Source organism: Exiguobacterium sp. EF_C8 (genome assembly GCF_054956715.1).
The window spans coordinates 1,845,059-1,857,424 of the sequence record NZ_CM143264.1; the positions used below are offsets into that span (position 1 = coordinate 1,845,059).

Here is a 12,366-nt window from a genome sequence, read left to right on the forward strand (position 1 = left end):
TATCACTTCTCAAAAGTAAATAACATATACTTTTCCTTCATGCGAAGAATCATCTGTTTTCGAACATCATGCTCAAACGCATGGAACAACACATATGCGATGGAATACTGTTTTTGAAGTGACATTTCATCTTCACCCGATTGTTCGTGGTAGTGCGCGAGTTGATAATAAAAATGTCCAAATAAAAATGTATGGTTATGCAGCAAACATAGTTCGTATCCTTTCTTAGCGATGACGATACTATCCTCAGACTTTTCTTGGTATTCAAGAATCTGACAATGATTAAAATAAATTTTCAGTAGCGCATTCAGATGAGCAGTCGACTGGAGCGCTTCAATTTCTTTTTCTAATTCCTGGTATACGGATTCTGTTAAATGAAATAGATCCTGTTCTGAATACATATTCGCAATTGCCATTTTGATTCGAATGAACAATTGGATGGAGTGCGACCACACTTCTTTTTCATTCAACAAGTTACTGAGTAGGCTCGCAGCTGTTCGAAAGTCAATCCGATTTTGTTTTAGATCAATGATCGTTTTAATGTAATTTTTTAAAATATCGACTTCAGTGATCATATTTTTTTCTTGTTGATTAATTCGCTCCATTGCTTCTTCGTACTTCTCTTCTCGAAGCAAATCGGATAAGAATTGATCAATTTGAAAAAATTGTTCTTCATCCGTATGTTCTTGAAATAATAAAGAAATGGGCACCTTTAACCTTTTGGCAATTTGTTGCAACAAATCGACAGTCGGTGAATTTAAGCCGTTTTCGATTTTACTGATTTCAGCTTGGCTACAAATATCTTCACATAGTTCATTTTGTGTCATCTGCTTCTCAATTCGCAGTTGTTTGATTTTTGTACCAATCGATGAAGTTAATGCAGTGATCTCCATCGTTTACTCACTCACTTTCATTAAGCGGAAATAAGAGATGTTCGGAAAAATACGTTTCAAGGATTTTTAAATAAGAGTGATTCTGAGTCGCAACAAAAAAGGAATAGGCGGTCGTATAGGCTTCCGTTGTATCTCGTTCCGATGCTTTTAATGCCTCTAACAAAATGCCTTTTTGAAAATAAAACTGTCCAAGATACGTTAAATCTTGCAATTGTTTCGTTTCTTTAATTACCTGCTCAACTTTCTGCAACCCTTCTTCGAATCGTTCAAACTCTACTAAGTTACGAATGAAATTATACATGATCTTCATTCGAATTTTTTTGTATTCTCTCGTTTGATAAGGTAACTCTAATAATGCCTTGTAGATTTGATGAGCACGATTATATTCTTCATGGTTCGTATAAAGTACCGCTATCACCATCTGAATTCGTGTATAAAGTAAAAATGATTTTTCTTCCACCCGTTCCTCACTGACAACTTGCAACAAGGACGCAATACAGGTCCGAAAATCAACATTTCCTCTTTCATATTCAAGTAATTCTTGATGATAACGAATTAAAATTTGAGTTTCGACAGCGTTTTTTGATTTTTCATATAATATTAAGTCCTTTGCCATATCTGAATATGTTTTTTCGCGTAAATGACGAATCATTCGTTGATCAATTTCGTTTAACTTATGTGACACGATTTCATCTTCAAAAAACAATGAAATCGGAATGCGCAGTCTTCGACAAATTTGCTGTAGTAAATCAATCGTCGGAGAATTTCGACCATTTTCGATTTTGCTGATCTCAGCCTGACTACAAATTCCTTCACAAAGTGCTTTTTGTGTCATTCCTTGTTTTTTTCGTTCTTGCTTGATCTTATCGCCAACAGAATGAATGACTGGATGCATGAAGTTCACTCCTCAATCAAAGATGAATCCATCATAAAAAAAGTCTTTCGTTTCAAGTATATATCACTTGAGACGAAAGACGCGTGTATGCTTCCGGCGAGAATCGAACTCGCACTGCAGCATTACCATTGCTGAGGTCTGCCATTAACCTACGGAAGCTTGTAAAATCTGTTTCTAGTATAACTTATAAAAAAAGACAAGACAAGAAGTCGACGTGATTTCCACGCAACTCCTTGTTACTTTTTTACAGTGTCGTTTTTGTTAATGAATTATCATAGACGACTAAAACCGAATAATGTTCATCCGCTTTAGACGCGACGAATGTTGAAAACTTCAACGTAATGATGGCGTTTGACCCAACACCATTGTTCTCAAAAAATTCGTTCAATCGTTCTTCTAATTCTTCAGGCGTTCGCCCGACAACTACTTTAGAATGTAACATGATCATCACTCCGTTCTGTTATGGTAGGTTCGAGTTAAATAATTGCCTGATCGAATAAATGTTAAACCTTTTATTTTCCGACTTGCTCCTTCCTCTCTTTATCCGCTATGGTGAAATGGAGTAGTTTAACTTAAAAAGAATAGGAAGTGAAGTCTGATGGAACAGATTAATTTCGATGAAACGATTGAGAAACGAAATACAGGATCCGTCAAATGGGACGGACTTCATTCACTTTATGGATCCGATGAGCTGATTCCGATGTGGGTCGCCGACATGGATGTCCGTCCACCGCATCATCTCACAGAACGGTTGACAAGACGTGCTGCTACAGGTCATTTCGGTTACTCGATGTTTGAAGAGGAAGCAAAACAAGCGATTCAGCATTGGTTTCTGAAGCGATATGACGTAACGATCACTACCGATTCCATTCTTTATTCGAACGGTGTTGTTCCAGGACTTGCCCATACAGTCCTAGCGCTAACTGAACCTGGTGATTCAATCATCATCCAGACACCTGTCTATCCACCATTTCATCAGATCATCCAGTCTAACCAACGGCAGATCGTTGAGAATCCACTTCTTTTAGAAGAAGAGACGTACCGGACGGATTTCTCGCTTCTCGAACAACAAATGCAGACTGCGCAGATGATGATTCTGTGTAGTCCTCATAATCCAAGCGGAAAAGTCTTTCCTAAAGAGGAATTACAGCGCATCGTAGCACTCGCGAAACAACACGATGTCTACCTTGTATCCGATGAAATTCATGCGGATCTCGTCTATAAGGGTTCTGTGCACACACCAATTCTTGCCTTAGATTATGAAAAAATCATTTTGGTCAGCGCACCATCCAAAACATTCAATATTCCTGGACTTTACGCGTCTTATTTGGTCGTACCAGACACTTCGATTCGTCAACGGATCGAGGGTGTCCAGCAACGTCATTTTGTTCATCCAAACGCATTGGCTTCAACTGCTATTTCGGCGGCGTACGGAGATCATGCGAGTGAGCAATGGTTAGCGCAACTCCTTGTTTATTTGGAAGACAATCGTGACCATGCCGTCCGTCGTATTCGTCAAGAAATGCCGAAATTAAATGTCATCATTCCAGAATCTACATTCTTGTTGTGGATTGATTTCAAAGCACTTAATCTCGATAGCAAAACGCGCGCCGATTGGCTCGTTAAGGAAGCAAAACTCGCTTTGACACACGGTTCTTCATTCGGTTCCCATGGAGAAACGTTTGAACGCTTAAATATCGGTTGCCCTCGCGCACAGCTCGATCAAGCTCTAGACCGCTTAAGCGCTGCGTACGAACGATTTTGGAGCAATTAATTTGACTCGAATGACCTTAAATCATTAAGGTCATTTTTTAATGCAGTGAATTATTCGGAATATTTCGATTAGAAGAACTTTAATAGGGACTAAAACCGTTTCAATCTCTTGAGGCACTAGGCATGGTGGCACTTTTCCTGAAAATGAAGTGGCTTGCAAAGTCGTTTTATCCTCTGTAAGGTGGGGAACATATCATTTGGCGAACAGGTCAATGTATGCTTGATCGTAAAAAAACTATTGTATTTGGAGGATTTAACTTTATGACGCAAGAATGGATTTCAATCATTCTGTATCTTGTTCTCATGTTGGCAATCGGTTATTTTGCCTACAAACGAACGACGAACACAGAGGATTACATGTTAGGCGGACGCGATCTCGGTCCTGGTGTTACAGCACTTTCTGCTGGTGCATCGGATATGAGTGGATGGATGCTCATGGGACTTCCCGGCGCCATGTACGCGACAGGTGTTTCAGCACTCTGGCTCGCACTCGGATTATTGATTGGATGTTACGTAAACTATTTAGTACTCGCTCCACGTTTCCGACTCTATACGGAAATGGCAAATGACTCGATTACAATTCCTGATTTCTTAGAGAATCGTTTTGAAGACAAATCACGCGTGCTTCGTACTGTGTCAGCACTCGTCATCATCATCTTCTTCACGTTCTACACATCAGCTGGAATCGTTTCAGGCGGAAAATTATTTGTCAGCTCATTCGGATTTGATTACCACTATGGTATGCTCTTGACGATTGCGGTCGTAATCGCCTACACCTTATTCGGCGGTTTTCTCGCAGTTAGTTGGACCGACTTCGTCCAGGGCTGTATCATGTTCATTGCACTCGTGCTCGTTCCTGTCGTTGCATTGACCGACGTCGGCGGAGTCGATGGTGCATTCAACTATGCTGAAAAATTAGACCCTTCGTTGTTTGATCCATTTAAAGGGACAACAGTTCTTGGAATCATCGGATTCCTTGCTTGGGGACTTGGTTACTTTGGTCAACCACATATTATTGTTCGTTTTATGGCAATTCGCTCTGTCAAGGACTTAAAAAGTGCTCGTCGCATCGGTATTGGATGGATGTTCATCTCTATCATTGGTGCCATGATGACAGGTCTAGTTGGAATTGCCTATTTCGAAGGACAAGGGAATGGACTAGGTGATCCGGAAACAGTCTTTATCCGTTTCTCGGACGTACTATTCCACCCGTATATCACAGGGTTCTTGATGGCTGCGATTCTCGCGGCAATCATGTCGACGATTTCCTCACAATTACTTGTCACATCAAGTGCGTTGACAGAAGACTTTTACAAGACGTTCTTGAAAAAGAATGCAACAGATAAACAACTCGTCTTAACAGGTCGAATTGCTGTTCTTGTCGTAGCTATCGTTGCGAGTATCCTCGCTTGGAATCCGTCAGCGACAATTCTTGCACTTGTCGGTTACGCTTGGGCTGGATTCGGTTCTGCCTTTGGTCCGATCATCTTGCTTTCCCTCTACTGGAAACGGATGACGAAACAAGGCGCATTAGCAGGTATCATCTCAGGTGCCTTGACTGTCATCATTTGGGTGCAACTCGGGCTTAGCACGACGCTTTACGAAATGGTACCTGGATTCTTCACCAGCTTGATCTTTACGGTCGTCGTCAGCTTGATGACGAAACAACCGGTCAGTGCCGTTCAGGAAACGTTCGAAGAGATGGAAGACGAATTAAAAGACGCTATTCAATAATCACTATCAACAGTGAGACCTCTGCCGCAAAATCGGCAGAGGTCTTTTTTGACTTACAGTTCAATCACGCCATAATGCAACTTCGACGTCTTACGCTTGGATCGTTCAAATCCAAAGCGCTCAAACAGCGGGCTCTCATAATGTGCTTTTAATACGATGCGCTGACGTGCCACACGCTTCGCCTCAATCATCGCTTCAACAGATAAGGCTTCATAATTCGCAAGTTTTCGTAAAGCGTCTAGATGTGTCGATTCTTCAACAGTCTGTTCAAACATGGGATCAAAGTAGATGACATCAAAGCAATTATCCGGACATTCTTTCAAAAATGCGTGATGGTGTCTGACTTTCACTTCGATTCGTCGCATCGCCTGATTGATTGGTTCGTAAGATTCTTCCCAGCGTTTTAATCCGTCCTTGACGACAAAGGCTGTCTCAGTCTTGCTTTCTAGACCGATGATCCGCCCCTGCTCTCCAATGGCATGACTCATGACAATCGCATCTGCACCTAAACCGAGTGTACAATCTAACACATGCATCCCTTCTGATAGGCGTCCCATCGCAACGAGAGGATCTCTTCCACCTGCATCAATTTGTTTGATGCGAAAGACCGCACTTGAAGGATGGAAAAAGAACGATGTCGTTTCGCCTAGTGGGTATAAATCTAGTCGTTTCTTATCGACGACTAATACCGGCAATCTCGTCTCCTGTTGTAGGTGTTCTATGCTTTTTTTTTGCCGCGCGATATAGACGAAGTGTATCGTCTCATCCGCTAACAACTGCTTCACACGATGATGCACGACGTCAGTCGGACGAAGACACGTCGTCAGTCCAATGGTTGGTTTCATACTTCTTTCCCCCATAAAAAATAAGCCAGCCGCAGCTAGCTCATTTCTTTTTCTTCAATAATCCTTCAATATCTTCGATCAATGCTTTTTTCGAAATCAGGTCTTCTTGCTTTTCCTGTTCGACTTTTGCATCGACCGTAGTCCGTTTCATGAGAGCTTGAAGTGTCTCATCGATGCTTGACTTCAAATGATCACGATCTTCTTTGTTAAGAGAAAGATCATGTTGTACTTCATCCCCTTGTTCATCTAATTGGCGTAAGCGTTCCGTCAATTGTTTCGCTTCACGATTCAAGTCCGAATACAATCGTTCGATTTGCTCTAAACGCAATTTGATTCCGTCACGTTCTGTGAACACGTTTCCAGCCCCTTCCAGTATGCAGTTGTCTACATCATTACTTTACCATATTTCGAGGTAATTAAAACAATCACAAGATGATTACAAAATGATTTTTTTAAATTTCTTCCTGCGGATCGGTTCCAGTTAATTTTTGCAATTGCAAGGAGGGTATCGCTATAATGTAAACGAAGCATCAATTGGGATGAGGGAGGATTTTGTGATGGAATTAAGACGTCGAGCATTACGTCATGTCGATCAAGCTGAGTACGACCATTTCTTGAAGTATGGCGAGCAAGCATATGGGCTGTCTCCGCAAGAAATCAAAGGGTATGACCATGAGCTTGGAGAAGAGCGAGCTTTTGATTCCGTCGAGCACAGTTATCCTGAAGATTACTACTTTGATATCGTTGAAGCAGATACGATCGTCGGGCGGGTTCTACTTTTGAAAATGGGTCACTATTTTCAACTCGACTTTATGGTGTTTGATCCTTATACACGACGTGGTATAGCTACTCAAGCAGTTGCCGAAGCATTAAAGCATTCGGGAGTACTAGATCGTCATGAAGTACGCGCGCGTGTTCTCGATCAATCACCACACGCTTTTTACGCGAAACGTATTTTAGAAGCAAATGACTTTACGTCGATTGAGAACTATTACGTCAAAGGGAGACGACGTCGATATTCTTTACAACGACTCGGTTGAACACTATTTGAAAGACCATGAGATTCATGGTCTTTTTTATATTGGTCACATGTGTAACTCACCTTTGACAGGCGATCGATTTCAGCGTACAATTTTCATCTGTATGAACAGAAAGGAGTCTACCTCATGAACGAATGGTTATGGATCCCTTCCATTTTATTAACGATGGGATTATTGATTTTCAGTTATTATCTATTTGGAAAGACCGGATTGTTGATGTGGATTGCCATCGCAACAATCATTGCAAACATTCAAGTCACACAAACCGTCGATATTTTTGGTTTCGTCTTCACGTTAGGAAATGTCGTTTATGGCAGTTGTTATTTAGCGACGGATATTCTCAATGAGAAATATGGCAAACAGGTCGCTCGAAAAGGTGTCTATATGGGTTTCTTTTCCTTGATCACGACGACCGTCCTCATGCAATTCAGTCTCTTGTATACCCCACTCGCCGATAAAGCAGCACTCGAAACATCTGATTCTTTACATCTACTATTCGGACTCCTGCCATGGATTGCTGTCGGTAGTCTTGCCGCTTATCTCGTGTCGCAATTGTTTGATGTCTTCATTTATTCGAAGATTCGTCAAAAGACAGGCGAACGAAAACTTTGGTTACGGACGACGGGATCAACTGTATTAAGCCAATTGCTCGATACGTTGACATTTTGTGCGATCGCCTTTCACGATATGCCATTCTCTATTTGGTGGCAAATCTTCATTACGACATATCTCGCAAAATTCGTCGTCGCCTGGTTCGCGACACCATTCATGTATTTAGCAAAGCGCATCCATCCGACGAAACGATCAACAGATGCTGCAGCCTGATAAAAAAGACTAGAAGAGTTTTGCGAATTGTCGGATAATGGGAATGGAGGTGCCTAGATGAAGATTAAACGTAATGAACCGTTTCGCTATACATTGAAAACACCCGTAACGGGCGAGTTTTATTTGCTGAAAAATGAGCAACGGACACCAAAAGGCTTGATGAAGATTCATAACATCTCACCAAATGGAATCGCAATCACTACTGCATTAAAACTGCCTCTTCAAAAATCAATGAAAATCGTTGTTGAGTTCTCGTTAATCGAAGGGCACGAGCCGCTCTGCATCGATGGATTTTTATTGCATGAGAAGCCTTCTGGTCCTGAGCGGTTGTACGGTATCCATCTTAATTCGACAATAACTGATCGCGAAAAAATTATTTCACAAGTGAAACAGATCGTGCAATTAGAACGGTCACTTCATAAAGACTAAAATGGCATCGCCCTACATTTGTAAGGGCAATGCCATTTTTTAATCAGAAAATTTAAGCGTCAAACGTTCGGAAAACGACAGATTCATATGGCCGTAATGTCAAGCCATCCGATGTATTGGTGTCAGCGTAGTTACCAATCACGTGATCCGTTGTCGCGTGAGAAATCGGTACATGAATGTCATGATCTGCAAACGAACAATAGATATACCACGTTTCTCCTTCAAGCGTCCGCGAATACGCGTAGACTTCCGGATGATCTTCAAGTAAGAGTTCATAGCGACCGTATACGACGAGTTCATGATCATGTCGTAGTCGAATCAATTGCTGGTAGTAATAGAAGATGGACTGTTCATCGGCAAGCGCCTGTTCCACATTGATGTCTGGATAATTCGGATTGACCTTCAACCATGGTGTTCCAGTCGAGAAACCAGCATTTTCCGATGCATCCCACTGCATCGGTGTCCGCGCATTGTCGCGTCCTTTGATATGGATGGAACGTAGTAGTTCCGCTGGTGATGCTCCTTGTGCCGTACGTTCTTTCCACATGTTCCGAATTTCGATATCTTCATAGTCCGTAATGTCTTCAAACGCGACATTCGTCATTCCGATTTCTTCGCCTTGATAGATATATGGCGTTCCTTTTAGAAGGTGTAAGAGCGTAGCGAGCATTTTAGCTGACTCGACGCGATACGTCGTATCATTACCAAATCGACTGACGACTCGAGGTTGATCGTGGTTGTTCCAATAGAGGGAGTTCCAGCCTGTTTCATGCAACGCTGTTTGCCATTTGGTGAAATTTTGCTTGAGTTTAAGCAAATCAAACGGAATGACATCCCATTTTCCGTTCGGACCTGAATCAAGATCCATATGTTCGAACGTAAAGACCATGTTGACCTCTTTACGTGCCGGATCCGTGTAAAGAATGGCATCATCTGTTGTTGCTCCCGGCATCTCACCGACTGTCAGGACATCGTACTTTCCAAACGATGCTTCGTTCATCTCATGTAGAAATTCATGGACACGCGGTCCATTGATATAGTGTTCTCCACCATCTCCATACAATGCTCCTGGATGGACCGTCGCATCGGGTAATCCAGGTGTCTTTGAAATCAAGTTGATGACATCCATCCGGAAACCATCGATTCCTCGATCTAACCAACGACGGATCATCCCATAAACCTCTTGACGCATCTGTTCATTTTCCCAATTCAAGTCAGGCTGTTTTTTCGAGAATAGATGTAAGTAATACTCATTTGTTGACTCATCATATTCCCATGCAGGACCAGAGAAAATCGAACCCCAATTGTTCGGTAATGAACCGTCTGGATTTGCTGGACGCCACATGTAATAATCCCGATACGGATTGTCCTTGCTTTGACGCGATTCCGCAAACCACCGATGTTCATCCGACGAATGATTGATGACGAGATCCATGACAATTTTGATATCTCGTGCATGCGCTTCATCTAGAAGACGATCAAAATCATCCATTGTTCCGAATTCCTTCATGATGGCTTCATAATCTCGGATATCATATCCATTGTCGTCATTCGGTGAATCATAGACTGGACTTAACCAGATGACGTCGATGCCAAGTGTCTTCAGATAATCCAATTTTTCAACGATTCCGTTTAAGTCACCGATTCCATCTCCATTCGAATCCTTGTAACTACGAGGGTAAATTTGATAAACGACACTATCATGCCACCATTTACGTTCCATCTTCTACACTCTCCTCTTTTATGTACCTGTCGTGCTACATATTGAGCAAACGATTGCATCAATTTGTAAAAGCGCTTTCAATTCTCACAACCTCATCTTAACATGTCCATAAGAGGGTGCTCAAGTGAGAACTTTTACTTATTTGATATCATGGAATATGAAATAGGGGCGTTTACCACATCTAATATAATGGGAAAGAACGGTATGAGAAAGGAGTGTGGGCGAATGTATCGTCGGTATTTGCTCTTCTTGGTCTGGGCGATTGCCATTGTCTTTATCTTGTTATTTGGAAATAATCGTGTCTTTCCGGAAGGTTTCTTAATTTCATTTTTACGTTTCGATCAAAGTCAATTTGATACTTCCGCATTAAGTTTGTTTGCTTTACTTGGCATTTATCCATTTGCTTTCTTTTTATTATTTTTAGATGAAAAACGATTTATGCGACCAGGACCGCTCGTTGCAAGCATAGGGTCGTTCTTCTTAGGTGCATTCGTTTTAATGCCCTATGTCGCACTCGCTATTCCAAGGAAAACCTTTTTACCGTTTCAGCGTCGAGGTTGGATTCCAACTGTCGTCGCTTTACTGAGTGTCGTGACGACATTATTGCTTTGGCTTGCCCTCGCACGTGCCGATTGGAATATTTTCCGTATTTATTTCGAGACGAATCAATTTGTTCGAACGATGACAGTCGATTTATTACTGTTTTATATTCTTCAGGTTTATTTATTACGACGCATTCGTCTTCGAAATGAACAATCATTGCAATGGCAAGACGGCATTCCTCTTTTTGGTCTATTCCGCTATCTGTTCACAAGACATCTGCCAGCTTCCTCAAAATCGTGATGGTTTATGGTACAATGGAAATTGGATTTTTTTAAAAGGAGCTGTCATCCGATGGAACAATATCATGCACTTTGCGAACACATTTTGGAACACGGAACAAAAAAGGAAGACCGGACAGGAACGGGAACGCTGAGCGTGTTTGGTCACCAAATGCGCTTCTCCCTTCAAGATGGCTTTCCGCTTATCACGACGAAAAAGCTACATATGAAATCAATCATCCATGAGTTGATCTGGTTTATTTCGGGTGATACGAATATTCGTTACTTGCAGGAAAACGGAGTGCGCATTTGGAACGAATGGGCAGATGAGAATGGGGATTTAGGACCTGTGTATGGGGCACAATGGCGTTCTTTTCCACGTCCTGACGGAACAACGGTCGATCAACTCGCACAAGTCATCGAACAAATCAAGACGAATCCGGATTCCCGTCGTTTGATCGTCAGCGCTTGGAATCCTGGACAAGTCGATGAGATGGCGTTACCTCCATGTCATCTCTTGTTCCAATTTTATGTCGCTGACGGAAAACTGTCCTGTCAGCTGTATCAACGTTCTGCCGACGTCTTTTTAGGCGTACCGTTCAATATTGCATCCTATGCCTTACTGACACATATGATTGCTCATGTGTGTGGACTCGAAGTCGGTGACTTCGTCCATACGCTCGGAGATGCCCACATCTACTCGAACCATGTGGAACAAGTCAATCTTCAGTTGACACGTACCCCTAAAAAATTACCGACGCTGCGCTTCGCTCGAACAGTCGATCGTATTGAAGACTTCCGCTTCGAAGATATCATCATCGAAGGATATGATCCTGATCCGCATATTAAAGGTGTAGTGGCTGTATGATTACACACATCGTAGCGTACACGAAAAATCATGTCATCGGACGCGATAATGCCATGCCGTGGCACCTTCCATCTGATTTAGCACACTTTAAGCGTACGACGCTTGGTAAACCGATCATCATGGGGAGAAAGACGTTCGAATCAATTGGACGCCCGTTACCTGGTCGAGAGAACATCGTCATCACGCGTGATCAAAATTATGTAGTAGATGGCGTGACAATTTGGCATGATTTATCTACCTTACACCCATATGTTGATTCAGAGGAAGAAGTCTTTTTGATTGGTGGAGGAGAATTATTCGCTCAAACGCTTCCTCTCGTACGGCGCATCTATGTAACAGAAATTGATGCGACGCTTGAGGGAGATGTCTATTACCCCGAGATCCCGTCTACTTTTCAAATCACGTCTGAAACGCATTATGATGCAGTAGAAGGAAATGATTACTCCTTTGTCATTCGTCAATATGATCGATCATTATAAAACCAGCCTCTTCCATCCGAATAGCGGAAGGAAAAGGCTGG

Annotated in this window: 14 protein-coding genes and 1 tRNA gene; 8 read left to right on the forward strand and 7 right to left on the reverse strand. The window is 42.1% G+C overall.

Annotated features, from left to right (window positions below; all coding sequences use genetic code 11):
- Positions 1 to 2: 2 nt before the first annotated feature.
- From ACY2IG_RS09915 to ACY2IG_RS09930, 4 genes are all read right to left on the reverse strand, one after another.
- Complete coding sequence (locus ACY2IG_RS09915) at positions 3 to 893, reverse strand: helix-turn-helix domain-containing protein (protein ID WP_056062100.1); 891 nt, start codon at positions 891 to 893, stop codon at positions 3 to 5.
- A 7-nt stretch (positions 894 to 900) separates the two neighbouring features.
- Positions 901 to 1,788 carry a helix-turn-helix domain-containing protein gene (locus ACY2IG_RS09920; RefSeq protein ID WP_290751079.1) on the reverse strand — a complete coding sequence of 296 codons (888 nt, stop codon included), beginning with the start codon at positions 1,786 to 1,788 and terminating at the stop codon, positions 901 to 903.
- An 88-nt stretch (positions 1,789 to 1,876) separates the two neighbouring features.
- Positions 1,877 to 1,947 (reverse strand) — tRNA-Thr (locus ACY2IG_RS09925).
- 85 nt (positions 1,948 to 2,032) lie between these two features.
- The gene (locus ACY2IG_RS09930; RefSeq protein ID WP_035407347.1) at positions 2,033 to 2,230 is read right to left on the reverse strand and encodes a hypothetical protein; all 198 of its coding nucleotides are present in this window, start codon (positions 2,228 to 2,230) and stop codon (positions 2,033 to 2,035) included.
- Between the two features lie 156 nt (positions 2,231 to 2,386).
- On the opposite strand from ACY2IG_RS09930, the gene ACY2IG_RS09935 reads away from it, so the two are divergent.
- Entirely contained in the window at positions 2,387 to 3,562 is a 1,176-nt protein-coding gene (locus ACY2IG_RS09935; RefSeq protein ID WP_462617844.1) for a MalY/PatB family protein, read from the forward strand.
- A 260-nt stretch (positions 3,563 to 3,822) separates the two neighbouring features.
- Positions 3,823 to 5,295, forward strand: coding sequence for a sodium/proline symporter PutP (gene putP, locus ACY2IG_RS09940; RefSeq protein ID WP_290751086.1), 1,473 nt, complete (start codon positions 3,823 to 3,825; stop codon positions 5,293 to 5,295).
- A 53-nt stretch (positions 5,296 to 5,348) separates the two neighbouring features.
- On the opposite strand, the gene ACY2IG_RS09945 is transcribed toward putP, so the two are convergent.
- Positions 5,349 to 6,140, reverse strand: a complete 792-nt coding sequence (locus tag ACY2IG_RS09945) for a class I SAM-dependent methyltransferase (protein WP_462617845.1) — start codon at positions 6,138 to 6,140, stop codon at positions 5,349 to 5,351.
- A 40-nt stretch (positions 6,141 to 6,180) separates the two neighbouring features.
- A complete protein-coding gene (locus ACY2IG_RS09950; protein WP_023468579.1) occupies positions 6,181 to 6,495 on the reverse strand; it encodes a hypothetical protein in 315 nt (104 codons plus the stop codon).
- Between the two features lie 202 nt (positions 6,496 to 6,697).
- Here ACY2IG_RS09950 and ACY2IG_RS09955 point away from each other — a divergent pair, with 202 nt between their 5' ends.
- The 3 genes from ACY2IG_RS09955 to ACY2IG_RS09965 all read left to right on the forward strand — a co-directional run bounded on the left by ACY2IG_RS09955 (position 6,698) and on the right by ACY2IG_RS09965 (position 8,434).
- Positions 6,698 to 7,180, forward strand: a complete 483-nt coding sequence (locus ACY2IG_RS09955) for a GNAT family N-acetyltransferase (RefSeq protein WP_035407341.1) — start codon at positions 6,698 to 6,700, stop codon at positions 7,178 to 7,180.
- A 126-nt stretch (positions 7,181 to 7,306) separates the two neighbouring features.
- Complete coding sequence (locus tag ACY2IG_RS09960) at positions 7,307 to 8,005, forward strand: queuosine precursor transporter (protein WP_035407338.1); 699 nt, start codon at positions 7,307 to 7,309, stop codon at positions 8,003 to 8,005.
- Between the two features lie 57 nt (positions 8,006 to 8,062).
- Positions 8,063 to 8,434 (forward strand): PilZ domain-containing protein, encoded by a 372-nt coding sequence (locus ACY2IG_RS09965; RefSeq protein WP_035407335.1) that lies wholly within the window; start codon positions 8,063 to 8,065, stop codon positions 8,432 to 8,434.
- 52 nt (positions 8,435 to 8,486) lie between these two features.
- Here the strand turns inward: ACY2IG_RS09965 and ACY2IG_RS09970 are convergent, their stop codons facing one another.
- Positions 8,487 to 10,157, reverse strand: coding sequence for a glycoside hydrolase family 13 protein (locus tag ACY2IG_RS09970; protein ID WP_462617846.1), 1,671 nt, complete (start codon positions 10,155 to 10,157; stop codon positions 8,487 to 8,489).
- Between the two features lie 225 nt (positions 10,158 to 10,382).
- Here ACY2IG_RS09970 and ACY2IG_RS09975 point away from each other — a divergent pair, with 225 nt between their 5' ends.
- The 3 genes from ACY2IG_RS09975 to ACY2IG_RS09985 are packed head-to-tail and all read left to right on the forward strand — an operon-like array spanning position 10,383 to position 12,325.
- Positions 10,383 to 11,000, forward strand: coding sequence for a hypothetical protein (locus ACY2IG_RS09975; protein WP_290786570.1), 618 nt, complete (start codon positions 10,383 to 10,385; stop codon positions 10,998 to 11,000).
- A 51-nt stretch (positions 11,001 to 11,051) separates the two neighbouring features.
- Positions 11,052 to 11,846 (forward strand): thymidylate synthase, encoded by a 795-nt coding sequence (locus tag ACY2IG_RS09980; RefSeq protein WP_029341960.1) that lies wholly within the window; start codon positions 11,052 to 11,054, stop codon positions 11,844 to 11,846.
- Positions 11,843 to 12,325 (forward strand): dihydrofolate reductase, encoded by a 483-nt coding sequence (locus tag ACY2IG_RS09985; protein WP_290775028.1) that lies wholly within the window; start codon positions 11,843 to 11,845, stop codon positions 12,323 to 12,325. Before ACY2IG_RS09980 ends, ACY2IG_RS09985 begins: the two co-directional genes overlap by 4 nt.
- Positions 12,326 to 12,366 lie beyond the last annotated feature (41 nt).

Bases quoted from the DNA above. Each gene is read 5' to 3' on its own strand.
- ACY2IG_RS09980 (WP_029341960.1), top strand. From the start codon at position 11,052: ATGGAACAATATCATGCACTTTGCGAACACATTTTGGAACACGGAACA.
- ACY2IG_RS09920 (WP_290751079.1), bottom strand. From the start codon at position 1,788: ATGCATCCAGTCATTCATTCTGTTGGCGATAAGATCAAGCAAGAACGA.
- ACY2IG_RS09985 (WP_290775028.1), top strand. From the start codon at position 11,843: ATGATTACACACATCGTAGCGTACACGAAAAATCATGTCATCGGACGC.
- ACY2IG_RS09915 (WP_056062100.1), bottom strand. From the start codon at position 893: ATGGAGATCACTGCATTAACTTCATCGATTGGTACAAAAATCAAACAA.
- ACY2IG_RS09930 (WP_035407347.1), bottom strand. From the start codon at position 2,230: ATGTTACATTCTAAAGTAGTTGTCGGGCGAACGCCTGAAGAATTAGAA.
- ACY2IG_RS09960 (WP_035407338.1), top strand. From the start codon at position 7,307: ATGAACGAATGGTTATGGATCCCTTCCATTTTATTAACGATGGGATTA.
- ACY2IG_RS09945 (WP_462617845.1), bottom strand. From the start codon at position 6,140: ATGAAACCAACCATTGGACTGACGACGTGTCTTCGTCCGACTGACGTC.
- ACY2IG_RS09935 (WP_462617844.1), top strand. From the start codon at position 2,387: ATGGAACAGATTAATTTCGATGAAACGATTGAGAAACGAAATACAGGA.
- ACY2IG_RS09965 (WP_035407335.1), top strand. From the start codon at position 8,063: ATGAAGATTAAACGTAATGAACCGTTTCGCTATACATTGAAAACACCC.
- ACY2IG_RS09970 (WP_462617846.1), bottom strand. From the start codon at position 10,157: ATGGAACGTAAATGGTGGCATGATAGTGTCGTTTATCAAATTTACCCT.
- ACY2IG_RS09955 (WP_035407341.1), top strand. From the start codon at position 6,698: ATGGAATTAAGACGTCGAGCATTACGTCATGTCGATCAAGCTGAGTAC.
- putP (WP_290751086.1), top strand. From the start codon at position 3,823: ATGACGCAAGAATGGATTTCAATCATTCTGTATCTTGTTCTCATGTTG.
- ACY2IG_RS09975 (WP_290786570.1), top strand. From the start codon at position 10,383: ATGTATCGTCGGTATTTGCTCTTCTTGGTCTGGGCGATTGCCATTGTC.